The organism is Paenarthrobacter sp. NEAU-H11, from assembly GCF_050573415.1.
In the GTDB taxonomy this organism is placed as follows: Bacteria; Actinomycetota; Actinomycetes; order Actinomycetales; family Micrococcaceae; genus Arthrobacter.
The window spans coordinates 43838-64514 of the sequence record NZ_JBNZGA010000012.1 but is presented as its reverse complement, the minus strand read 5'-3'; the positions used below and the strand labels follow the sequence as shown (position 1 = coordinate 64514).

Genomic DNA, 20677 nt, shown 5'->3' with positions numbered 1-20677 from the left:
TTCGCAAAAACTACAAAAGTAGTAAAGTCGCCAGCATGGAGACAATTGCGATTGTTGGCGGCGGCATTGCCGGCCTGGCGCTGGCCGCGGGCCTGGACCACAGCCGGTTCCAGGTGACGGTGTACGAGAAACGGCCCGGGCTGCCGGCCGTGGGCAACACGCTGGGGATGTGGCCCAACGCCCAACGTGCCCTTGCGCGTCTGGGAATCCTTGAAGAGGCGCGGGCGGTCAGCCCGGTGCTCGGCAGCGGATCGGTCCGTGACGCCCAGGGAGAGCCCTGGATCACCGTCAACGCGGGGGAGATGTTCGGCATTTCCCGGGCTGACCTGCTGCGGTTGCTGGACGGTGCCGTCCCGGGAACCGTCCGCCGGATCACCAGCACCGTCAGGTCACTTCCCGACGACGGCAGCCTGGTGGTCGGGGCCGACGGCGTGCACAGCGCAGTCCGGCGGGAGGTCTGGGGCGCCGGAAAGGAGGCCCGCCTCACCCCGTACCTTGCCCTCCGCGGGACCCTGCCTGCTCCGGTCAGCCACGACGAGGTGGGCGAATACTGGGGCCGCGGCGACCTGTTCGGCATGGCTGCCGCCCGGGGAGGGTCCTTCTGGTGGGCCAGCTACCGGTCCGCGATGGGCCCGTACGGAATTGACGCAGCATCAGCCCTGGAATACGCCCGGGAGCGCTATTCCAGCCACGCGCCCGCCATCCGCCGCACGCTGGCCGCAGCCACGCCCGAAGCATGCCTGGTCCAGCGGCTCTGGACAGTTCCGCATCTTGGCTCCTACGTCCGTGGACGTGCCGTGCTCATCGGCGATGCCGCACACGCCATGATGCCCACCTTGGGGCGTGGCGCCTGCGAGTCGTTGGTGGATGCCGTAACACTGGCTGGCCTCCTCAACACGCTGCCAGAAGGCCAGGCACTGCATGCCTACAACCGCCAGCGGTGGCTTCGCACGCGGGCTCTGAGCCTGGCATCCGCCGCGCTGGGACGCGTCGCCTTTGCGGACGGTGCCCAGCCGCTGCGTGACGGCCTCCTCAGGCTTGCCCGACGGCGGAACGGACGCACCGCCGTCGTCAGCGGTTCTGCCGGGTGATCACCGGACGGTAGCGGCCGGCTGCGGCGCGTCCGCCCCGGACCCGGCGGCCCCGGGGACCCCGGGGCCAGGGGCGGCAGATGCGGGCGGAAGGGCCGGCAGCCGCTTTTTCCGCGACCCGCCCCGGCTGGAGCGGCCGTACACCAGGTACATGGTCACCCCGGTGATGATCATCAGGAGCACGGTATACACAAAGGTGTTGGCGACGCCGTCCACACCCTCCGCGCCATCCGTGTTCGCCTTGATGACCAGGCCCAGCGGCTGGACCAGGGGGTGGGCCAGGAAGATCGCGGTGTCGTAGTCGTCGAGCAGGCTGTTGAAGTTCAACGCCGTAATGGCGGCGGCAGCCGGGAGCACCAGCGGCAGGAGGATCCGCCGGAAGACATACAGGGTCTTTGCGCCCATGATGGCCGCCGCTTCCTCCAGGGAGGAATTCACGGAAGCAAAGGACGCTTTGAGCATGCGCAGCGTGAACGGGATTTTGACCGTCACGAAAGCGATCAGCAGGATCACGGTGGTGCCGGTGAGCACTGCCCCGCCCACCAGGGGATTGGGGTGGTCGTAGCTGATGATGAGGCCAAGGGCCAGCAGTGCGGACGGCAGGATCCAGGGGATGTGGAGCAGGTATTCGAAGACCGACGCCACCCAGTTTTTGTACTTCTGCAGCAGCCTGGCCACAAACAGCAGCCCGCCCACGGCAATCACGGCGGCCAGGGCGCTGTACAGCACGCTGACGATGAACGGCCGCAGCCCCGACGGCTGGGTGAGGACCCGCTGGTAGTTCTCGAGCGTCAGGCTGCCGAGCGAAAGCTGGCCGGTCTGGATGGCAGCGCCGTCGGCGAACGAGTACAGGACAATCAGCACCACCGGCAGCGTGTAGACGGCAAACAGCAGGTAGGCAACAGCATGGACAGCCGCATTGGCCACCGGATGGGTGATGTCCTGCTTCTGCAGGGCCGAGGACACCTTGGACACCGAGAAGTAGGTGCCGCCTTTTTCCAGCCGCGACATCACGGCGAGCATCAGGATCGTGGCCAGCCCAAGGATCACCGCCAGCAGCGCCGCCAGGTCCCTGGAGGTGGGGCTGTTGGTGAAGGTCAGGATCATGGGGGTGATGGTCTGGAAGTCACGCCCGCCCAGCACCTGCGGAGCGCTCAGGGCGCCCAGCCCGGTGAGGAAGGACAGGATGGTGACGGCGAACAGGGTGGGCTTGAGCATGGGCAGCACGATCCGCCGCAGGATGGTCCAGGTTGATGCCCCCAGGTTCCGGGCCGCTTCAATGGTCTGGTAGTCAATGCCCTTCAGCGCGTTGGCCACGAACAGCATGTGGTTGGTGGTGGTGGCGAACGTCATCACCACCAGGACCGCGAAGAAGCCCGAGAACCAGCCGGGGTCCATGCCGGGGAACACCTTCACCAGCAGCGAGGTGACGATTCCCTTGTCCCCGTAAATGAACTTGTACCCGGCGGCCAGGACAATGCCGCCGTAGATGAAGGTGGATGCATAGCCGAGGAACAGGATCCTGGAGCCGCGGATCCGGAAGTAGTGCGTCACCAGGACAATGAACACGCCTACCAGGTTCACCGTGATGGACAGGGCCACCGCCAGCAGGAAACTGTTGCCGAGCGCCTTCATGGCCCGCTGCGACGTGAAGAGCTTTTCGGCCGCCCTCCCGGAGAAGCTGCCGTCCGGGAAGAACGTGGCGATCAGGACGTTGATGTTGGGCCACACCAGGAACGCCGCAATGAACCAGGTCAGGACCACGCCAACCACCAGCACGAAGGGGGAGCGGGCCATGCCGCGGACCGCAGTGCTGCTCATGGCAGGACTGCTGCCGGGTCCTGCTGCCGAAGGGCAGCCCCCGTCACCGGGTGGTACTGCAGGACGTGCCCGGGCTGGAGGTAGACCGTGGTTTCCGTGCCCCGTTCCGGGTGGGCGCCGCCGTCCTCCTTCACGAGCAACCGGATGTCCGCTCCGTGGCTGCGCACCACATAGCGGCTGTGCAGGCCGTGGTAGGTGCGGGACACCACCGTGCCGGAAAGTCCGACGGCGCCGCCTCCTTCAGCCCCGCGGGCCAGGGACGCCTTTTCCACCCGAAGGTAGGACTTGGCGTCCGTGCTGAGCCCTGCCCCCGCAAGCCGGTTCAGTTCCGCCACGACCTCCGGGGTCAGTGCGGAGCTGTCGCCGATGAAGTTGCAGACAAACTCGGACGCAGAGTGGTCGTAGATCTCCTGCGGCGTCCCCACCTGTTCCACCACGCCCTTGTTGAACACCGCCACGCGGTCGCTCATGGCCAGGGCCTCGTCCTGGTCGTGGGTGACGTACACAGTGGTGATGCCGAACTCGCTCTGCAGGTCCTTGAGCTGCTGCCGGAGCTGGTGGCGCAGTTTGGCATCCAGGTTGGACAGCGGTTCGTCCAGCAGGAGGATTTTGGGCCGCAGCACGAGCGCCCGTGCCACGGCAACCCTCTGCTGCTGGCCGCCGGACAGTTCCGCCACATTCTTGGACAACTGTTCATCGCTGAGCTCCACCCGCCGCGCGATGTCCCGGACCAGGCGGTCACTGTCCGCCGGTTTCTCCTTCCGGACCCGGAGGCCGAAGGCGATGTTTTCCCACACGCTCATGCTGGGGAAGAGGGCGTAGTTTTGGAACACCATCCCCACCTGCCTCTTGTCGCTGGGAAGCCGGGTAACGTCCTTGCCGTCAACGTGCACCGTGCCGGCGGACGGCTGGATGAAGCCCGCCAACGTCCGCAGGGCCGTCGTTTTCCCGCAGCCGGACGGCCCCAGGAGGGTGAAAAACTCCCCCGGACGCACGTGCAGGTCAAGGTTGGGGATGGCGGTGAAATCACCAAAGGAAACTTCGATGTTGTCCAAGCGGATCATGGCAAACCTGTCTGATGAAGCGAAGTTCGGGTTGACGGGGCCGGCAGCGGACCGGTTACGTCATGTACTCGAGCTCGATCTTCTCCACCCAGGCGCCCATGTTCTCCTGCACGAACTCCCAGTCGATGTCCTGCTGCTTGAGGTCCGCGAAGAAGTCCACCACCTCGGGGTTGGCCTGGGCTTCGGCTTCCTTGTTGACCGGCATGGAATTGAACTGCTTTGCGAACTCGCCCTGGACCTCGGAGCTGCCGAACCAGTCGATGAATTTCCTGGCCTGCTCCTCCTTCTTGGTGCCCTTCACCAGGGCGATCTGTTCCACGGCGAGCGGGACACCCACGGAGGGGACCACTGTCTCGACATTCACCTTGAAGGATTTCTCGCGCTCGGCGATGATCGAGGACGGCATCTGGCCCATGTCCACTTCGCCGGACGCGATACGGGCAAAGAGGTCGGTCTTTGCTACCGCCGGGCTGCCGTTCTGGAAGTACTGCTCCACCTGCTTCCAGCCCTCGTCGGAGATGCCAAGGTCGCCCGAATCGTCACGGTAGCGGCTGAGGATTCCCGCGAAAACGAGCTGGGCGGTGGCGGTGCCCAGGCCTGTCACGCGCTCGTAGCGGTCCTTGAACTCGTCCTTGGCCCACAGGTCGGTCCAGTCCTGCGGGGCCTTGTCCTTCGAGATCTTGTCCGAGTTGTAGCCAAGGAGGATTGCCTGCTTTACCAAGGGCCAGTAGGCCTCGCCGTCACCCAGTCCCTTGTCCACTTCGCCGGCCCAGGCCGGCTCGTAGGGCTCCAGGGCGTCTGCGGCCTTGATCTGCGAGAAGTACATGTTGTTCAGCCCGAACGCGACGTCGGCAATCGGGTTGTTTTTCTCGGCAATCAGTTTGTTGGTGGCATCTGCGCCGCCGGCACCGACGATCTCGATTTTGAAGCCCGCTTCAGCGGCCTTGGCGGTCAGCCAGTCCCCGCGGCCCTCGCCGTTGGAGTTGGTGTAGACAACCAGGGTCTCCCCCGAGCCGCCTTCCGGAGCTGGGGAGGACTCCCCTGACGCCGCGGGAGTAGCGGCCCCACCGCCGCATCCGGCAAGAAGCGTGACGGTGACGGCGGCGGCAACCAGGGTCTTCAATTTACGCACGATCTGGACTCATTTCTGGACTGGAATCGGAGCATGTCCGGCAAGCCTAACGCCGGGCATGCGGAATTCACGGCTGTTATGGCTATCGATTCGATAAACAGCCCGGCTGTCCACTCTGGTCCAGGCAGGAGAACGGTCGGAGGCGCGTGGGTGAACGGGCGGCAAAAGCTGCGCAGGGCTCCGCGGCGGGCGGCTGCAACGGCGGCCCGGCGGCGGAACGGACGCGCCGCCGTCGTCAGTCCTGGCTCAACGTCTCCGTGAGGTGGTGCGTGGGGATCCTGTCCCGGTCGTAGGTGATCTCGGTATAGCCGTGCGGCTCCGGCTTGCCGGATGGGTTGAGGTTCACGAAGACGATTTCCTCGATGGTGAGGATGCTTTGGCGGGTGATCATGTTGCGGACCTCGGCGCGCATGGTCAGCGAAGTCCTGCCGAAGCGCGTGGCGGTCAGCCCCATCTCGATGAGGTCGCCCTGCACCGCCGAGCTGACGAAGTTGATTTCCGAAATGTACTTGGTGACGGCACGGCCGTTGCCGAGCTGGAGGATGGCATAGATGGCAGCTTCCTCATCGATCCACTTCAGCAGGCTGCCGCCGAACAGCGTCCCGTTCGCGTTGAGGTCCTCGGGCCGGACCCACTTGCGGGTGCGGAAAGTGATGTCTGCTGTTTCCATAGGGCGAGGTTAGCTGAGAGCGGCGCCGGCGCACCCATGTGACGCCTCCGCGCCCCTGGCGGGGGCGGACTGCCGGGCGCCGGCGGGCCTAGGCCATGGCGGTATGGGCCGCGCTGCGGGCGTTGATGCTCTTCGCGTAGCAGTAGGAGTGCGCAACACCTATGTAGGGTCCAAAGTTGGGAACGGCTTCAAAACCCGAGTTTTCGTAGAAGTTCCGCCCGTCCGGCTGAGCCGATCCTGCTTCCGCCTTGATCCGCGTGATTCCCTGCTTGAAGGCTTCCGCCTCGAGGGCTGCGAGGATGGAACTGGCCACACCGGAACCCCGGGTGTACGGAACGACGTACAGCCGTTTGATCTCCGCCGTTTCCGCATCGAGCATGCGCAGGCCGCCGCAGCCCACGGGCTGCCCCGAGCCCTTGTCATAGGCAACAAGGAAGACTGCGCAGTCGGCGCCCGACGGCGGCGGCCCGGGTTCGTGGTCCGGGGTGCCAAAGCGGGCGTCCAGTTCGGCCTGCTGGGCGTGGCGCAGAGCGGCGCCCACGGGGTTGGACCAGGGGACCTGCCTGATGTTAAGGCGCGGATTGGTCTGCATTGTGCCTCGATTCGCCGAAGGGTTATGCAAACCCAGAGTAGGAGGCGGCCGTTACGCCGGTGTTTCTTTCCGGTTAGCTCCGGGATAACGTGCCGTTCATGCCGTGGCCAACTCACTTGGCTGTCTAGTTATCAGCTGGTCTAGTATGATTCCATGCGTTCTACGGGTAATGAAGGCTCCGGGTATTGGTACGGGCCGGACGGTCAACTGGACTACGGCGCGGCGGTGCTGAAGTCGTTGCGGGACTACCGGACCGCTGAAACGGCGGTACGCCGGTCCACCCGCGACTCCATGGGAATGGGTGAAACGGACATTCTTGCCCTGCGCTACCTGCTGCGCGTCCAGGCATCCGGCAAAACGGTGGTACCCAAGGACATCAGCCAGTTCCTGGGCATCACCAGCGCCTCCACTACCTCCCTCATTGACAGGCTTGTGGCGAGCGGGCACGTGCGCCGCGAGGCGCATCCCACGGACAGGCGCTCCGTGGTTGTGGTTCCCACCGTCGAATCGGACAAGGAAGTCCGCGTAACGCTCGGCGCCATGCACCGGCAGATGATGTCGGTGGCCGAAGGGCTGACCGCAGAGGAGGCCCGGGTAGTAGTCAAGTTCCTGGAGCGGATGACCGAGGCACTGCAGCAGGCGCAACACGACGAGAAGTAACTAGCCTAGCTAGCTAGATTGGCTAGCAATATGTATGCTTACGATTATTCCCGTAATCCTTACAGCCGGAGTCGTGAGCGTCTTGGTTACCTTTACTGAGCTTTTGCCCTTGGAATCCCTTGCGTGCAGCGCGCCCTTCAACGCTTCGCCCCAGCAGGGCGGGGCTGCCATCAGTCCCGCCGTCCACTGCGGCTCCGCCATGGAACTCGTCACCCCCGCCGTGGGGCCTGCCGCCGTCGGCTATACCTTCGAACCGGAGGACGGCGGTCCCGTGCACCTGCCGCCCGTGTGGCGGTGCGCGTGCGGTTTCCAGCTGGACGCCTGGATCCAGTCCCCTTATGGCCGCGTGTCCCAGCACGGGGCAGTTGTACCGGTTCCGGATCCTGTGGCGCTCTCCGCATGACCGCGCCCGCGCACCTTCGATCAACCGCGGCCCTCAAAGCCGCCGCACCTACAGTGGCGGGGCGCTACCAGCTCAAGGACCTTCTGGGCCGCGGCGCGCTCGCGCAGGTCTTCCGCGCGGCGGACCTGGAAGGCGGGGCCGATGTGGCAGTGAAGGTGGCCGTGGACGTTTCGGCCAAACACTTTGAGCGGATCAGCAACGAAGCCGCCGTCCTGTCGGGCCTGCAGCACCCATCGATCGTCAAATTCATCGGCCAGGGCGTCGTATCCGGGAACTCTGCACTCGCCGGCCGCCCTTTCCTTGTGGAGGAACTTGCATTGGGCCCCAGCCTCGCGGAGGCTGGCCGCACCAGCCAGTACCACCCCGACGTCGTTGCCGGCTGGGCCCGGGGACTCTTCGAGGCCCTGGCCCACCTCCACGGGCAGGGGATGGTGCACCGCGACATCAAGCCCGCCAACCTGATGCTGAGCGGCCTGCGGCGTAGCCCTGTCCGCATCATCGATTTCGGCATCGTGGCGCCCGCCGGCTCGGCCCCGGAACCCGGCATGTCATCCGGAACCGTGCACTACATGAGCCCTGAGCAGGCATCGGGAGGACCGGCGCGCGCCTCCTGGGATGTCTACGCCACGGGGCTGGTCCTGCTGGAGCTGCTTACCGGAGCCAAGGCGTTCCCCGGCACTGCCATCGAGTCCCTCGTGGCCAGGACCCTTCGCAGTCCGCAAGTGCCGGACTCCCTGGGTTCCGGCTGGCGTTCCTTCCTCCGGTCCCTGACGGCCATGGACAGCGCAGAACGTCCGACGGCGGGGGAGGCAGCGGGCATGGCCGCGCGGCTCGTCCCCGTACCCGCCGGCGAAATGGTCAGCCCCTGCCGCGGGAGGGCGGTTTTCCCTGCCCGGCGGATCCACCAGCTCGCCTAGGCCAGGTCCCGGCCGGTGGGGTCCTCCGCGGTTGGGTCGGCGAGGGCAAGTCCGCCCACGGGGCTTCCGTCCCAGTGGATGAGCTTCCACCCGCGGTCCGGATCCCCTTCCAGCGCCACGATTCCGGTATTTGCCAGCACATGGCGTGCGGCGAATTCGTGGTCCGCGTCCTCCGCCCGGCGTCCAGCCCAGGTGCGGATCGCCGCACCGTGGCTGACCACCGCAGCGGCCTCATGCTGCTGGTCGAGTGCCCGCTCCACGACCCGGCGGATGGCAGCGTCGAAGCGGTCAAAGAACGTGTGCCCGTCCGGACCCGCCGGCATCCGCCGGTCCAGGTCCCCGGCGGCCCAGGAGAAGACGGTCCCCATGTAGCGCTTGTGGGCTTCATGGTCCGTCAGTTTCTCGAGGGAACCGGCTTCGATTTCGTGCAGGCCGTCCAGCACCTCGATATCCAGGCCGTGCAGCCGGCCCAGCGGCGCCGCGGTGATCTGGGCCCTGATCAGCGTGGACGCGTACAGCGCCCCGATGGGCTCGTTCGCCAGCGAGCGGGCCATGGCCTCGGCCTGCCGTTCACCGAGTTCCGTCAGCCCGGGGCCGGGATGCGCCGTATCGAGTTGGCCAAGCACGTTACCGGGAGTCTGTCCGTGGCGGATGAGCAGCAGCTTCATGCTTCCAGTTTCGCACTCCCGGCAAGCCGGGATGACCCGGAAGAAAGGCGCCGGGCCCTTGGGAGCCCGGCGCCGTCGTCGTGGTTGCTTCCATCAAGCTGGCTGAGCAACTCCGAAAGCTGTAGGTCTCAACCGCAAAAGGTCGTGAAATACCTCGGCCACCATCTCGCGGTAGCCGTCTCCAGTGTTGTACTCGTCAACGACCTCATGGGGGAAGCTGGGAGCGCCCCCAAGCTTCGAGTAAGAGTTCTGCTCTTGTAAGGCATTTCTGATTTTGTTAATTGCTCGATCTATACTTTCTGCATCCGAAAGTGGTTGATCCGATCGAACCTGAGCGATTCCCACGGTCAGCTCGCTGCCGGGGAAACGCACGAACATATTTTCTACCTTCCGGAGCCACCAAGGACGATTGAAGTTCTCTACAATGAGTATTGAGTAGACAAGTAGCTTGAGGAGAAAATCGCCGTCTGCTTTTTCCGATATCTGACGGCCGTGAATTGACTCCAACTTATCAAACCAATGGATCACGTAAGTCGAGGGCTGTCTCCGGGTGGATGTTGCCGCACTTTTCGTTAGTTTGGTCGAATCTATATATAGCGCAACTAGCAGTGCTGCAAATAGCGATGACCAGAGGTTGTCCCTTAGGCCAGATACGTCGGGCGCAAGCTTGACTAAATAATCATTCTTGTCGAAGAGGGCAACGGCCAATGCAGCACCAAGTGACAGTAGTATGCAAGCAAAGTGTATCCACCGCTCAGCCGGAACGCTGCGTCTCGAGAAAAGGAGGTAGCCACTGCGTGGGGCCGACGAAAGCAGCGCTACTAGAAGTGTGTAAGGATAAACAGGCAGTGCCGGGAAATACTTGTTCAATAGAGCGGCAAGTAAAATCATGATAAGAGCCGGCGGGATTGTACGGAATGCGAAAAAAGATGCCCATCTAATGTGAGGCATGCCAACAGTAGCGCTAACCGAGAGGTAGTTAACCGGACTATACTTAAGTATTGATCTGGGATCGGAACCGGACTTTATTAGCCTGAAGATCAGCTCTACCAGGAATGCCGAACCGGTAGACAGTAATACAGCGAAAAAGATGTCCACAGAATTTAGCAGATTCGTGCCCGAATTGGCAGGGTTGTAATAGTCAATTTCACTTGAGGTGGTCCACCAGCTGGTCCGCGATGCCGGTGTACTTTCCGGGGGTCAGGGCGAGCAGCCGGGCCTCGGCTTCCGGTGACAAGCCAAGGCTTTGCACGAATTCCTGCATGCGGGCCGCGTCCACCCGCTGGCCCCGGGTGAGGTCCTTGAGCCGCTCGTAGGGGTTCTCCATGCCTTCGACGCCGGCGATCGCCTCAGCGCGCATGACCATCTGGATGGCTTCCCCCAGCACTTCCCAGTTGGTGTCCAGGTCGCCGGCCAGGACGTCCTCGGCCACGTCCAGGCGCTCCAGGCCCTTGGCCACGTTGGAGATGGCCAGGAGGGAGTGGCCGAATGCCACACCGATGTTGCGCTGGCTGGAGGAGTCGGTGAGGTCGCGCTGCCAGCGGGACGTCACAAGGGTGGACCCCAGGACGTCCAGCAGGCCCGAGGAGATCTCCAGGTTGGCCTCGGCGTTCTCGAAGCGGATCGGGTTCACCTTGTGCGGCATGGTGGAGGAACCCGTGGCGCCGGCCACCGGGATCTGCGCGAAATAGCCGATGGAGATGTAGCTCCAGATGTCCGTGCAGACGTTGTGGAGGATGCGGTTGAAGCGTGCAACGTCCGCGTACAGCTCTGCCTGCCAGTCGTGGCTCTCGATCTGCGTGGTCAACGGGTTCCAGGTCAGCCCCAGGGCCTCCACGAAGGACTTGGACACCTGCTGCCAGTCTGCGCCGGGGACCGACGCCACGTGCGCCGCGTACGTGCCGGTGGCGCCGTTGATCTTGCCCAGGTATTCGGTTTTCGCGATCCGGTCCAGCTGGCGCGTGAGGCGGTGCGCCATGACGGCCAGTTCCTTGCCCAGGGTGGTGGGGGTGGCCGGCTGGCCGTGGGTCCGGGACAGCATGGGAACCGCCCGGTTTTCCTGGGCCATCTTGCTGATCTGGGCCACCAGGGCCCGCGCGGCGGGCAGCCACACGTCCTCCACAGCGCCCTTGATGCCCAGAGCGTAGGAGAGGTTGTTGATGTCCTCGGACGTGCAGCCGAAGTGGACCATCGCCGTCAGGTTTTCGATCCCGATGGCGGGCAGTCGCCGGCCGATGTAATACTCCACGGCCTTGACGTCGTGGACGGTGACGGCCTCGATGTCAGCAAGTTCTGCCACGGACGCCGCGTCGAATTCAGTGACGATCGCACGCAGCTGCTCCTGCTGTTCCGGGGTGAGCGGGCCGGCCCCGGGAAGGACGTTGTTGCTGGTCAGGTGGATGAGCCATTCAACTTCCACCGCTACGCGGTCCCGGTTGAGGGCCGCCTCCGAAAGGTAGTCCACCAGGGGTGCGACAGCCGACTGGTACCGGCCGTCCAGCGGGCCGAGCGCAATTCTTTCCGGGGACGCGGCAAGGGCCAGGCGTCCTGAGGGCGTACGGGTGTCAGCTGTGGCGGCAGTTTCAGGCATGTGCTGATTCTTTCATGAAGTCCGGCACCCCCTTAAGCGGCGGCTGTCCACGTTACTTGTCCACATACACCACGAGGGATCTTCAGTCCGGAGCGGCCGCTCCGTAGCGTCGGGAATGGAAAGGCAGCTCCCGGATAGGGCGGGGAGTTTCGGATGCAACGGCAAAGGTGTGGTGGAGGGGCAATGGGCAGAGAACTGGCGGGCCCTGACCTGCAGGCCGACATGCTCCGTGCTGCCCAGGTGGACCAGTTGGCCGATCGCATGGCGGCCTGCCTGGTCCGGGCAGAGGAAGTCCTGGCAGGATTCAGGGATATCCAGTTGCTGCAGTGGGAGTCACCGGCCGGCAGGGCCTACCGGGACTCTGTGTCACTGCAGGCCGTTGCCCTGCGCCGTTCCCTTGAATCGTTGATTGAGGCAAGGGCAGCTGTGGCCAGGCACAGCCAGGAGACCTTGGTGGCTGCCTGCTCCTACAGCGGCAGGCCCTGATGGCCGAGGCCACCCCTTCCGGCAGCGGCGGGCCCATCCGGGTTTCCGGCCCGGCGGACGATGGGCCCCTGGCGATCCGGGGCGGCGTGGGCGGTATCCGCTTCCAACTGGAGGAGCTCGCGGGAGGCGCCGAAAAACTGGACGATCTTGCAGGCAGGTTGGCCGCGATCGAGGTTGAGGTCCGCCGCATCTGGGAGGACCTCACTCCTTTCCAGGATCTGCCCCGGTGGACGGGAACCATGGCCCTGAATGCGGTGGGTGAGGCTGGGCGGAGCGTCCAGGTGGTGCGGACAGAGTTGCAGCACATCAGCAGGCAGGTCCGGGCCTGCAAGCACGAGTACGAAATGGCGGAGCGGCTGGCAGGCGCTGCCCGTGGTCTTGGACTGGTCAGTCTCGAAGACATCCACGACTCCATGACCGATATGGCCGCCACCCGCTTCCTCGACGGCAAGTCGATGGAAACCATCGTGGCCCGCCTAGGACTGCAGGCCGCGGACGTAAAACGGCGAACAGAAATGGACCCCTGGGCCTGGGACGTCCTTGAGCAGGTCGGTGTTTTCAGCCGCCCTTTGGCTGTGCACCAGGAAGAGACAGCCCGGGTCGACCTGGACACCTCTCCGGCTGGACTGCTGGAGCGTATTCGGAAGTTGAGTGCGCGGGGTGCCGGATTAATTGAGGTCGTCGAGATCTCCAATGACGGCACCAACGCGTATGTGCTTTTGGTTCCGGGCACGCAGCCTGCCTTTTCGGGCGTCGGTGGGGAGAACCCGTTCGATGAGGCGGGAATCGCTGAGGCAATGGTGTACAGCTCCGACGAAGTGACGGGCGCGGCACTCCAGTCCCTCCAGGCAGCCGGCGCACAGCCCGGATCGCCTGTGGTGGCAGTAGGTTATAGCCAGGGTGGCATCCACGCCATGAACCTCGCCGCGGATCCCCGCTTCCTCGACAATTACGACCTGCCGTATGTCCTGACTGCCGGTTCCCCCGTGGCCGGAATCACCCCCGAGCCGGGCGTGAAGTCCCTGCACCTTGAGCACCGCGCCGACTGGGTGCCAGGTTCGGACGGGGCCCCTAATCCGGACACGAGGGACCGTGTGACAGTCTCCATGACCAACACCCCAAGGGTCTTTGAAGGGGAAGGCGGGATCGGACCAGCCCATTCTCTCAGCACCTACCAGGACGGTGCCCGGCTGGTGTCACAAAGCCGCGACCCTTCGCTGGTGGAGTCCACCGCGGCGCTGGGCGCCATACTCGGGACGGGAGGCGCCGCCACGGCCACGCGGTTTTCCCTGTCGAGGACAAAGGCCCCGGCACCTGCTGCGGCGTCGGCGGATTCCCACAAACCGGCACGTGGTTATGCAGGACGTTAGGCCCGGGCAAGGCCGGGCGGTGAAGTGCAGGCTTACCGGCGGACGCCGACGAGCCGGCCGGCCACCAGCGAGATCAGGGTGATGATGATGGCTCCGAGCACTGCAGTCCAGAAGAACGAATCAATGGTGAAGTGGACCGGCGTGAAACTGCTGATCCAGGACGTCACGTACAGCATCGCGGCGCTGATGACGATGGTGAAGAGACCCAGCGTCAGGATGGTGATTGGGAGGGACAGGAAGCTCACTAAAGGGCGGATGAACGCATTGACCAATCCGAAGATCAGGCCGATGAACAAGTACGCCAGGACAGTTCCTGCCACGTCCGTTCCCTCTGCCACGCCGGTCTTGGCTACCGCGTCTGTTGTAGCCGATGTGGTGATATCCAAGCCGGGAAGAACCCAGCTGGCAATCCACAAGGCCAGCGCGTTGATGAGGACCCGGCCGATGAATGAACGCATGGTCCTATGTTTCCATACCTCCCTGTCAGCTGCTTGAGGGAGGGGGCAGCCTGCGCTTCCCTCCTGCATCCAGCGAAGTAGGCTGGTCTGCATGACGTCATCTGAGACAGTGACGGGCGGCGTCCAGCCCCGTCCCGTGGTGGCCCGGTTACCCCGCTACGCCGCCGGAAAACCCCCCGCCGCCGTTGACGGGCTGGCCAGTTACAAGCTGTCTTCCAATGAGAATCCGCTGCCCCCGCTCCCCGCGGTCCTGGATGCCATTGCGCACCAGACCGACTTCAACCGGTACCCGGACCCGCTGAGCAGCAGGCTCCGCGGTGAGCTGTCCGCATTCCTGGGTGTCCCCGCGGAGGACATCGTCACGGGCGCCGGCAGCCTCGGCGCCCTGAACCAGCTCCTGGCAACTTTCGTGGGACGGAACGACGACGGTTCGCCGGATGAGGTGATCTACGCGTGGCGCTCCTTTGAGGCGTACCCCATCAGTGTGGGCCTCTCCGGGGGTGAAGGCGTGCGCATCCCCGTCACTGCCGAGGGCCGGCACGACCTTCCCGCGATGGCCGCCGCCGTGACGCCCCGGACCAAAATGGTCCTCCTCTGCACACCCAACAATCCCACCGGCCCGGCCCTTCGCGCAGCGGAAACCGAGGAATTCATCCGGCTCGTCCCCCCTCACGTGGTGGTAGTGATTGACGAGGCCTACCAGGAGTTCGTGCGGGACGACGAAGCGGTGGATGGACTCGACATGTACCGCAGGTACCCCAACGTGGTGGTGCTCCGGACCTTCTCCAAGGCGCACGGACTGGCCGGGCTGCGGGTTGGTTACAGCGTGTCCAACCCTGCGCTGACGCAGCACCTTAGGGTGGCCGCAACCCCCTTCGCCGTGTCGCAGATTGCCGAAAAGGCCGCGATTGTGTCGCTGCAGAACTTCCCCCAGGTTGTAGAAAGGGTACAAAGCCTGGTTGATGAGCGGGAGCGGGTCACGGCAGGCCTGCGAAGCCTGGGGTGGGCCGTTCCCGACGCCCAAGGGAACTTCGTCTGGCTGGACCTGGGCGAGCACAGTGCCGAGTTCGCCGAGGCGGCCGGGGCACAGGCGCTGTCCGTCCGCGCATTCCCGGGCGAAGGCGTGAGGGTGAGCATCGGCGAGGTCGAGGCGAACTCCCGGTTCCTTCGGCTGTGTGCGAACTATACAAAGGCGCCACGGGGTTCCTAGCGCTTAACAAGTAGCTCTGCGGCTACCTACTGAAGATAAAGTTAGGATCAGTACAGCAATATATATGCCCCGCAGGGAATCTATTCCTTATGAGGCATATATCCCAGCGACATTGCACTGCATCCGCATGCGGCAAGCGAGGAGACGGTATGGGCACACATCTGCCTTCCACCGAGTTCGACGAAACAGCGGTAGACGACCAGCGCGAGGCTGATGCCGAGGCGGTCATGGGGGAACCCCCGGCGCAGATGGTCCAGCTCCTGGGCCCGGACGGAAAGCTTGGGTTCGATCCCGTCTTCACCGAGTACGCGGAGAAGATCACTCCTGAAGCCCTGCGCGGCCTTTATGCGGACATGGCGGCCATCCGCCGGTTCGACGTCGAGGCAACGGCCCTGCAGCGCCAGGGACAGCTTGCACTCTGGGTCCCGCTGACCGGCCAGGAAGCCGCGCAGATCGGTTCCGGCAGGGCCAGCCGGCCGCAGGACTACATCTTCCCCACCTACCGCGAACACGGCGTGGCACTGACCCGCGACGTGGACCTCGCCGAACTCCTCCGGCAGTTCCGCGGAGTGTCGAACGGCGGCTGGAACCCGAAGGACACCAACTTCCACCTCTACACGCTGGTCCTTGCCGCCCAGACGCTCCACGCCGTGGGCTACGCCATGGGAATCCAGCGCGACCAGAAGCTGGCGGCAGCTACGGGAGCCTCCGGTTCAGGGGAGGACGCTGCCGTCATCGCCTATTTCGGTGACGGCGCCAGCTCCGAGGGCGATGTCCACGAGTCCATGGTTTTCGCTTCCTCCTACAACGCCCCGGTGGTGTTCTTCTGCCAGAACAACCACTGGGCCATTTCCGTGCCCACCAACGTCCAGACCCGTGTGCCGCTGTCCAACCGCGCCAAGGGGTACGGCTTCCCGGGCATCCGCGTGGACGGCAACGACGTGATCGCCGTCCATGCCGTCACCGAATGGGCTTTGGAGCACGCGCGCCAAGGCAAGGGCCCGGTCCTGATCGAGGCCTTCACCTACCGTGTGGGCGCCCACACCACTGCCGATGACCCCACCAAGTACCGCCAGTCGTCAGAAGAAGACGCCTGGCGGGCAAAGGACCCGCTGGCCCGCGTGGAGAAATACCTCCGCTCCGAGGGCCTGGCCGACGACGCCTTCTTCGCGAAGGTGAAGGCCGACGGCGATGAGCTCGCCGCCTACGTCCGGCGCACCACCCACGACCTCGAGACTCCTGACATCCGCTCTGCTTTCGCCAACACCTACGCAGAAGCCCACCCCCTCGTGGCGGAGGAGCTTGCATGGTTCGAGGAATACAGTGCAGGGTTCGCAGCCGGTGAGCATGGCGAAGAATCGGCGCAGGCAGCAGCAAAGGCAGGCCACTGATGACCACAATGACTATCGCCAAGGCCATCAACGAAGGCCTCCGCGCGACGCTCACGCAAGACCCCAAGTCACTGCTGATGGGTGAAGACATCGGGCCCCTGGGCGGGGTGTACAGGGTGACCGACGGACTGATCGGCGAGTTCGGCCCGGACCGCGTGGTGGATACACCACTGGCCGAATCCGGGATCATCGGAACCGCGATTGGCCTCGCGCTGCGCGGCTACCGGCCGGTCTGCGAAATCCAGTTCGACGGTTTTGTCTTCCCCGGCTTCAACCAGATCACCACCCAGTTGGCCAAGATGCACGCCCGCAGCAACGGCAACCTCACGGTCCCGGTGGTCATCCGCATCCCGTACGGCGGAGGCATCGGTTCGGTTGAGCACCACTCGGAGTCCCCGGAGGCGCTGTTCGCGCACACCGCAGGCCTGCGTATCATCACGCCGTCCAATGCGCATGACGCGTACTGGATGGTCCAGCAGGCCGTGGAGTGCCAGGATCCTGTCATCATTTTCGAACCCAAGCGCCGGTACTGGCTCAAGGGCGAGGTGGACGTGCAGGCGCCGGGCCGGGCGGGGGACCCCTTCAAGGCCCACGTCCTCCGCAGCGGCACGGATGCGACCCTGGTTGCCTACGGCCCGCTGGTTCCGGTTGCGCTGGCCGCCGCCAACGCAGCCGAGGAGGACGGCCACAGCGTGGAGGTGATCGACCTCCGGTCCATCTCGCCGCTGGACTTCGATACCGTCACGGCCTCCGTTCAGAAGACCGGACGGTTGGTCGTTGCCCATGAGGCACCCACGTTCGGCGGTATCGGCGGTGAAATCGCGGCCCGGATCAGCGAGCGTGCCTTCCATTCACTGGAGGCTCCGGTGATCCGCGTTGGCGGATTCCACATGCCCTATCCGGTTGCCAAGGTGGAGGAAGACTACCTTCCGGACATTGACCGCATCCTGGAGGCGCTGGACCGCGCCCTCTCCTACTGAGGCTTTCCAACCAAGGACACCATGACTCTCAACAAGTTCAACCTGCCCGACGTCGGCGAGGGACTCACCGAGGCCGAAATCGTCTCCTGGAAGGTCAAGCCGGGCGACGCCGTCGCCATTAACGACGTCCTCTGCGAAATCGAAACGGCTAAGTCCCTCGTGGAACTGCCGTCTCCTTTCGCGGGAACGGTCACTGAACTGCTGGTCCCTGAAGGCGTGACCATCGATGTCGGCACCGCGATCATCAGCGTCAGCGATGACGTCGCGGGGGACCCGACACCCGCGGACGTCCCTGCGCCTGAGATGCCTGTCCAGCCGCTCTACGGAAAGCTTCCGGCGTCCGACGCCGACTCAACGGGAAGTGCCCCCGCCGCCGACAGTGCGTTGGCCGGAGGGCCCCTGGTTGGCTCCGGGCCAAAGGCGGACGCCGTCAAGCGGCGGCCAAGGATTTCGACCAGCTCCACCACCAGGGGCCCGGCGGGTGCACTGTCCGTCAACGCGCCGGAGGTGGAGCCGGTCCAGCCCCGCACGCCGGCCGAGGTGTCCGCAAGGCCGGGGACACCGGCAGGCACTGCCACCCGGGTGCCAGGCGAAACCGCCGTCGACGCCGTGGACAACCGCCCTACGCTGGGCGGCACCATCACCGGCCTGGTCAACAAGGTCCTGGCGAAGCCCCCGGTCCGCAAGATCGCCCGGGACCTGGGCATTAACCTGGCGGACGTGGTGGCAACCGGATCACGCGGCGAGGTCACCCGGGAGGACCTGGTCAGCTACCAGGCCCAGCGGGACGCGGAACTGGACAAGGCGGACGGGTTCTGGGGGAAGGCCGGCAAGCCGCAGGACCAGAGGATCGAACGGATTCCCGTCAAGGGCGTCCGGAAAGCCACGGCGAAGGCCATGGTGGATTCCGCATTCGCGGCGCCGCACGTCAGTATTTTCGTCGACGTTGATGCCAGCCGCACCATGGAATTCGTCAAGCGGCTCAAGGCGTCCAGGGATTTTGAGGGCATCAAAGTCTCGCCGCTGCTTATCCTTGCCAAGGCCGTGATCTGGGCGGCCGCACGGAACCCCAGCGTCAATGCCACGTGGGTGGACAACGCGGACGGAACCGGCGGCGCCGAGATCCATGTGAAGCATTACATGAACCTGGGCATCGCGGCAGCCACACCCCGCGGGCTGATGGTGCCCAACATCAAGAACGCCCAGGACCTGTCCCTGAAGGAACTGGCGCTGGCGCTCAACAACCTGGCCGTCACCGCCAGGGCCGGCAAAACCCAGCCCGCCGAGATGCAGGGCGGCACGCTCACCATCACCAACATCGGTGCCCTCGGGATTGATACCGGCACGCCCATCATCAATCCGGGCGAGGTTGCCATCGTGGCCTTCGGAACCATCAAGCAGAAGCCCTGGGTCCTGGACGGGGAAGTGATCCCGCGCTGGATCACCACCCTTGGCGGATCATTCGACCACCGCGTGGTGGACGGCGACCTCTCCGCCCGCTTTATGGCCGACGTCGCTGCCATCCTTGAGGAGCCGGCGCTCCTCCTGGACTAGGGCAGCACTGTGGCCGCCGACAGCAGCAGCACCATCCGGCTGAAAAACCGTGCCGCACGATGGCTGACGGAGGTGTTCCAGCCGCCCGTGGTGGTGAGCATCCAGTTGCTGATCAGCCCCATGACGCAGCCGGGGTTCCCCGGAACCATCGGCTACGGAGCGCTGGCCGCCCTGTTCGTCTGCGTGCTACCGCTGTTCCTGCTCCTCCTGCTGGTACGGATGGGGAAGGTGACGGACCACCACGTCAGCGACCGCCGGCAGCGTGCGCCTGTGCTGCTGATGGCGTTGGCCTGCATCCTGGCCGGGCTCCTGGTGCTGGAAGCGGTGGGGGCGCCGCAAAGCGTGGTGGCAATGGTCCTTGCGGTGGTGGCGGGGGTCGTGGTGCTGGCGGCCGTGAGCCCGTTCTGGAAGATCAGCGGGCATGCGGCTGCGGTGTCCTCTTCAGCCGTGATCGCCGTGCTCATGCTTGGGCCGGTCTGGCTTCCGCTGCTGCTTCTGGTACCCGCCGTGGGCTGGTCCCGCGTGGTGCTGCGCGCGCATTCACGGGCACAGGTGATCGCCGGCGCGCTCTTTGGCGGCGTGGTGATGGGCGGGATCTGGTGGGCCCTCGAAGGCTGGATGGTTCCTTAGCCAAGCACCCGGCAGGACGGGTGTCCGCTCCCTAGTAGGAGGTATGCGCGGCCAGCATCTCGAGGGTTGCCGGGTCTGCGGTGGTACCCAGGACCACTGCGGCACCCGTCATGAGTACAGCCATGGCCGCTGCCATGCCGGCCCAGGCCGTCAGGAGCTTCCAATCCTCCCGCAACACGCTGCCCACGGTCTCGGGAAGCCTCAGGCCTGGGGCGATGAGGTTCGGCGCGCTGTCCACGCTGCCGTCGTCCAGCAAGGCGACCACCCGGTCATTGCTGCGGTCAACCCGCATGGAGCAGATGTGGTTGCCGTGGCGGGCAAGGAGGATGTCGTGGCCTGCCAGATGGCGGCGCTGGAGGGTAATCATTGGGGCCCCTTGATGGTGGTGGTAGTGGGTGTCCGCACCGTTGGGGGCTTATCCAATTTTATCGTCGGGGCAGCACCGGAAAGGCGCTTTCGGGCGTGAGAACGGACACCATGCAGGGGCCTGGCTCCCGCATGGTGTCCGTAAAGCCGCTACTCGGCGTCGTACGTGTTTGCGATGTAAACGTCGCAGGGGGCATTGTGGGCAACGCTGTTGGCTACGCTGCCAAGCACGCGGCCAATACCGTGCATCCTGCGGTTTCCCACCACGATGATCCGGGCTTCCATCCGCAGGGCCTCCTTGATGAGTGCATCGGCCGGCCGGCCGCGGGCGGCGGAGTACGTCACCTTGATGTCCCTCCCCAGCGATTCTGCGACTGTCCGTGCCACGTGCTCGGCGGCATCCGCGTCGGACACGATCCACCGGTCGCTGCCGCTGCCGAACACCTCGGTCTTGTCGCTGTCGAAGGCGGACACCACATGGAGGGAGGCGCCGAGGGCCGCGGCGAGGTCCCGCGCCGCTTCGGCTGCTTTCTTTGCCGTCCCGCTGCCGTCCACCCCTACAACGATGATTCCGCTCATGTGTGCTCCTTTGCTTGGTTTCGGTGGCGCTTGGTCAGGCCAAGG

The 20677-nt window shown here is 64.9% G+C and carries 22 protein-coding genes; 11 read left to right on the top strand and 11 right to left on the bottom strand.

All coding sequences use genetic code 11. From position 1 onward, the window contains the following. Positions 1-35 precede the first annotated feature (35 nt). Positions 36-1091, top strand: coding sequence for an FAD-dependent monooxygenase (locus tag ACQ3DC_RS15255; protein WP_157240288.1), 1056 nt, complete (start codon positions 36-38; stop codon positions 1089-1091). On the opposite strand, the gene ACQ3DC_RS15250 is transcribed toward ACQ3DC_RS15255, so the two are convergent. The 5 genes from ACQ3DC_RS15250 to ACQ3DC_RS15230 form a co-directional block, all read right to left on the bottom strand. Then, positions 1092-2912, bottom strand: coding sequence for an ABC transporter permease (locus ACQ3DC_RS15250; protein WP_323058007.1), 1821 nt, complete (start codon positions 2910-2912; stop codon positions 1092-1094). It abuts the gene before it with no gap. Further along, positions 2909-3976, bottom strand: coding sequence for an ABC transporter ATP-binding protein (locus tag ACQ3DC_RS15245; protein ID WP_430752625.1), 1068 nt, complete (start codon positions 3974-3976; stop codon positions 2909-2911). The genes ACQ3DC_RS15250 and ACQ3DC_RS15245 overlap by 4 nt, the downstream gene beginning before the upstream one ends. Positions 3977-4031: 55 nt before the next feature. After that, positions 4032-5108 (bottom strand): extracellular solute-binding protein, encoded by a 1077-nt coding sequence (locus ACQ3DC_RS15240; protein WP_430752624.1) that lies wholly within the window; start codon positions 5106-5108, stop codon positions 4032-4034. A 235-nt stretch (positions 5109-5343) separates the two neighbouring features. Next, the gene (locus tag ACQ3DC_RS15235) at positions 5344-5778 is read right to left on the bottom strand and encodes an acyl-CoA thioesterase (protein WP_139030952.1); all 435 of its coding nucleotides are present in this window, start codon (positions 5776-5778) and stop codon (positions 5344-5346) included. An 88-nt stretch (positions 5779-5866) separates the two neighbouring features. Continuing rightward, on the bottom strand, positions 5867-6370 hold the full coding sequence (locus tag ACQ3DC_RS15230) for a GNAT family N-acetyltransferase (protein WP_321214767.1): 504 nt from the start codon (positions 6368-6370) through the stop codon (positions 5867-5869). A 153-nt stretch (positions 6371-6523) separates the two neighbouring features. Here ACQ3DC_RS15230 and ACQ3DC_RS15225 point away from each other — a divergent pair, with 153 nt between their 5' ends. The 3 genes from ACQ3DC_RS15225 to ACQ3DC_RS15215 all read left to right on the top strand — a co-directional run bounded on the left by ACQ3DC_RS15225 (position 6524) and on the right by ACQ3DC_RS15215 (position 8350). Further along, positions 6524-7030, top strand: coding sequence for a MarR family winged helix-turn-helix transcriptional regulator (locus ACQ3DC_RS15225; protein ID WP_321214766.1), 507 nt, complete (start codon positions 6524-6526; stop codon positions 7028-7030). A gap of 73 nt (positions 7031-7103) precedes the next feature. Next, entirely contained in the window at positions 7104-7433 is a 330-nt protein-coding gene (locus tag ACQ3DC_RS15220; RefSeq protein WP_430752623.1) for a hypothetical protein, read from the top strand. Continuing rightward, a complete protein-coding gene (locus ACQ3DC_RS15215) occupies positions 7430-8350 on the top strand; it encodes a serine/threonine-protein kinase (RefSeq protein ID WP_430752622.1) in 921 nt (306 codons plus the stop codon). Before ACQ3DC_RS15220 ends, ACQ3DC_RS15215 begins: the two co-directional genes overlap by 4 nt. Here ACQ3DC_RS15215 and ACQ3DC_RS15210 read toward each other — a convergent pair. From ACQ3DC_RS15210 to purB, 3 genes are all read right to left on the bottom strand, one after another. After that, entirely contained in the window at positions 8347-9018 is a 672-nt protein-coding gene (locus ACQ3DC_RS15210; RefSeq protein ID WP_157240296.1) for a histidine phosphatase family protein, read from the bottom strand. The genes ACQ3DC_RS15215 and ACQ3DC_RS15210 overlap by 4 nt on opposite strands. A 93-nt stretch (positions 9019-9111) precedes the next feature. Continuing rightward, positions 9112-10116: a hypothetical protein gene (locus ACQ3DC_RS15205; RefSeq protein ID WP_430752621.1), complete on the bottom strand. Its 1005-nt coding sequence runs from the start codon at positions 10114-10116 to the stop codon at positions 9112-9114. A 49-nt stretch (positions 10117-10165) separates the two neighbouring features. After that, positions 10166-11608 carry an adenylosuccinate lyase gene (gene purB, locus ACQ3DC_RS15200; RefSeq protein ID WP_430752620.1) on the bottom strand — a complete coding sequence of 481 codons (1443 nt, stop codon included), beginning with the start codon at positions 11606-11608 and terminating at the stop codon, positions 10166-10168. Between the two features lie 183 nt (positions 11609-11791). On the opposite strand from purB, the gene ACQ3DC_RS15195 reads away from it, so the two are divergent. Together ACQ3DC_RS15195 and ACQ3DC_RS15190 are read left to right on the top strand one after the other, a co-directional pair. Further along, on the top strand, positions 11792-12094 hold the full coding sequence (locus ACQ3DC_RS15195; RefSeq protein ID WP_323058013.1) for a hypothetical protein: 303 nt from the start codon (positions 11792-11794) through the stop codon (positions 12092-12094). Continuing rightward, the gene (locus tag ACQ3DC_RS15190; RefSeq protein WP_430752619.1) at positions 12094-13464 is read left to right on the top strand and encodes a hypothetical protein; all 1371 of its coding nucleotides are present in this window, start codon (positions 12094-12096) and stop codon (positions 13462-13464) included. Before ACQ3DC_RS15195 ends, ACQ3DC_RS15190 begins: the two co-directional genes overlap by 1 nt. Positions 13465-13496: 32 nt before the next feature. On the opposite strand, the gene ACQ3DC_RS15185 is transcribed toward ACQ3DC_RS15190, so the two are convergent. Then, positions 13497-13922 carry a phage holin family protein gene (locus ACQ3DC_RS15185; RefSeq protein ID WP_321214761.1) on the bottom strand — a complete coding sequence of 142 codons (426 nt, stop codon included), beginning with the start codon at positions 13920-13922 and terminating at the stop codon, positions 13497-13499. 91 nt (positions 13923-14013) lie between these two features. On the opposite strand from ACQ3DC_RS15185, the gene ACQ3DC_RS15180 reads away from it, so the two are divergent. The 5 genes from ACQ3DC_RS15180 (at position 14014) to ACQ3DC_RS15160 (ending at position 19687) form a co-directional block, all read left to right on the top strand. After that, a complete protein-coding gene (locus tag ACQ3DC_RS15180; protein WP_430752618.1) occupies positions 14014-15132 on the top strand; it encodes a histidinol-phosphate transaminase in 1119 nt (372 codons plus the stop codon). Between the two features lie 149 nt (positions 15133-15281). Continuing rightward, positions 15282-16523 (top strand): pyruvate dehydrogenase (acetyl-transferring) E1 component subunit alpha, encoded by a 1242-nt coding sequence (pdhA, locus tag ACQ3DC_RS15175; protein WP_321214759.1) that lies wholly within the window; start codon positions 15282-15284, stop codon positions 16521-16523. Next, positions 16523-17503 carry an alpha-ketoacid dehydrogenase subunit beta gene (locus ACQ3DC_RS15170; protein WP_430752617.1) on the top strand — a complete coding sequence of 327 codons (981 nt, stop codon included), beginning with the start codon at positions 16523-16525 and terminating at the stop codon, positions 17501-17503. The genes pdhA and ACQ3DC_RS15170 overlap by 1 nt, the downstream gene beginning before the upstream one ends. Positions 17504-17524: 21 nt before the next feature. Next, entirely contained in the window at positions 17525-19057 is a 1533-nt protein-coding gene (locus ACQ3DC_RS15165; protein ID WP_430752616.1) for a dihydrolipoamide acetyltransferase family protein, read from the top strand. A 9-nt stretch (positions 19058-19066) separates the two neighbouring features. Continuing rightward, positions 19067-19687 carry a phosphatase PAP2 family protein gene (locus ACQ3DC_RS15160; RefSeq protein WP_421092648.1) on the top strand — a complete coding sequence of 207 codons (621 nt, stop codon included), beginning with the start codon at positions 19067-19069 and terminating at the stop codon, positions 19685-19687. A 31-nt stretch (positions 19688-19718) separates the two neighbouring features. Here ACQ3DC_RS15160 and ACQ3DC_RS15155 read toward each other — a convergent pair whose 3' ends face one another. Then, positions 19719-20054, bottom strand: coding sequence for a hypothetical protein (locus ACQ3DC_RS15155; protein ID WP_157240310.1), 336 nt, complete (start codon positions 20052-20054; stop codon positions 19719-19721). Positions 20055-20203: 149 nt separating this feature from the next. Continuing rightward, the gene (locus ACQ3DC_RS15150; protein ID WP_157240312.1) at positions 20204-20632 is read right to left on the bottom strand and encodes a universal stress protein; all 429 of its coding nucleotides are present in this window, start codon (positions 20630-20632) and stop codon (positions 20204-20206) included. Between the last annotated feature and the right edge of the window lie 45 nt (positions 20633-20677).

Coding starts and splice junctions, on each gene's coding strand:
- ACQ3DC_RS15255 (WP_157240288.1), top strand. CDS start 36: ATGGAGACAATTGCGATTGTTGGCGGCGGCATTGCCGGCCTGGCGCTG.
- ACQ3DC_RS15250 (WP_323058007.1), bottom strand. CDS start 2,912: ATGAGCAGCACTGCGGTCCGCGGCATGGCCCGCTCCCCCTTCGTGCTG.
- ACQ3DC_RS15245 (WP_430752625.1), bottom strand. CDS start 3,976: ATGATCCGCTTGGACAACATCGAAGTTTCCTTTGGTGATTTCACCGCC.
- ACQ3DC_RS15235 (WP_139030952.1), bottom strand. CDS start 5,778: ATGGAAACAGCAGACATCACTTTCCGCACCCGCAAGTGGGTCCGGCCC.
- ACQ3DC_RS15230 (WP_321214767.1), bottom strand. CDS start 6,370: ATGCAGACCAATCCGCGCCTTAACATCAGGCAGGTCCCCTGGTCCAAC.
- ACQ3DC_RS15225 (WP_321214766.1), top strand. CDS start 6,524: ATGCGTTCTACGGGTAATGAAGGCTCCGGGTATTGGTACGGGCCGGAC.
- ACQ3DC_RS15215 (WP_430752622.1), top strand. CDS start 7,430: ATGACCGCGCCCGCGCACCTTCGATCAACCGCGGCCCTCAAAGCCGCC.
- ACQ3DC_RS15210 (WP_157240296.1), bottom strand. CDS start 9,018: ATGAAGCTGCTGCTCATCCGCCACGGACAGACTCCCGGTAACGTGCTT.
- purB (WP_430752620.1), bottom strand. CDS start 11,608: ATGCCTGAAACTGCCGCCACAGCTGACACCCGTACGCCCTCAGGACGC.
- ACQ3DC_RS15195 (WP_323058013.1), top strand. CDS start 11,792: ATGGGCAGAGAACTGGCGGGCCCTGACCTGCAGGCCGACATGCTCCGT.
- ACQ3DC_RS15190 (WP_430752619.1), top strand. CDS start 12,094: ATGGCCGAGGCCACCCCTTCCGGCAGCGGCGGGCCCATCCGGGTTTCC.
- ACQ3DC_RS15185 (WP_321214761.1), bottom strand. CDS start 13,922: ATGCGTTCATTCATCGGCCGGGTCCTCATCAACGCGCTGGCCTTGTGG.
- ACQ3DC_RS15180 (WP_430752618.1), top strand. CDS start 14,014: ATGACGTCATCTGAGACAGTGACGGGCGGCGTCCAGCCCCGTCCCGTG.
- pdhA (WP_321214759.1), top strand. CDS start 15,282: ATGGGCACACATCTGCCTTCCACCGAGTTCGACGAAACAGCGGTAGAC.
- ACQ3DC_RS15170 (WP_430752617.1), top strand. CDS start 16,523: ATGACCACAATGACTATCGCCAAGGCCATCAACGAAGGCCTCCGCGCG.
- ACQ3DC_RS15165 (WP_430752616.1), top strand. CDS start 17,525: ATGACTCTCAACAAGTTCAACCTGCCCGACGTCGGCGAGGGACTCACC.
- ACQ3DC_RS15155 (WP_157240310.1), bottom strand. CDS start 20,054: ATGATTACCCTCCAGCGCCGCCATCTGGCAGGCCACGACATCCTCCTT.
- ACQ3DC_RS15150 (WP_157240312.1), bottom strand. CDS start 20,632: ATGAGCGGAATCATCGTTGTAGGGGTGGACGGCAGCGGGACGGCAAAG.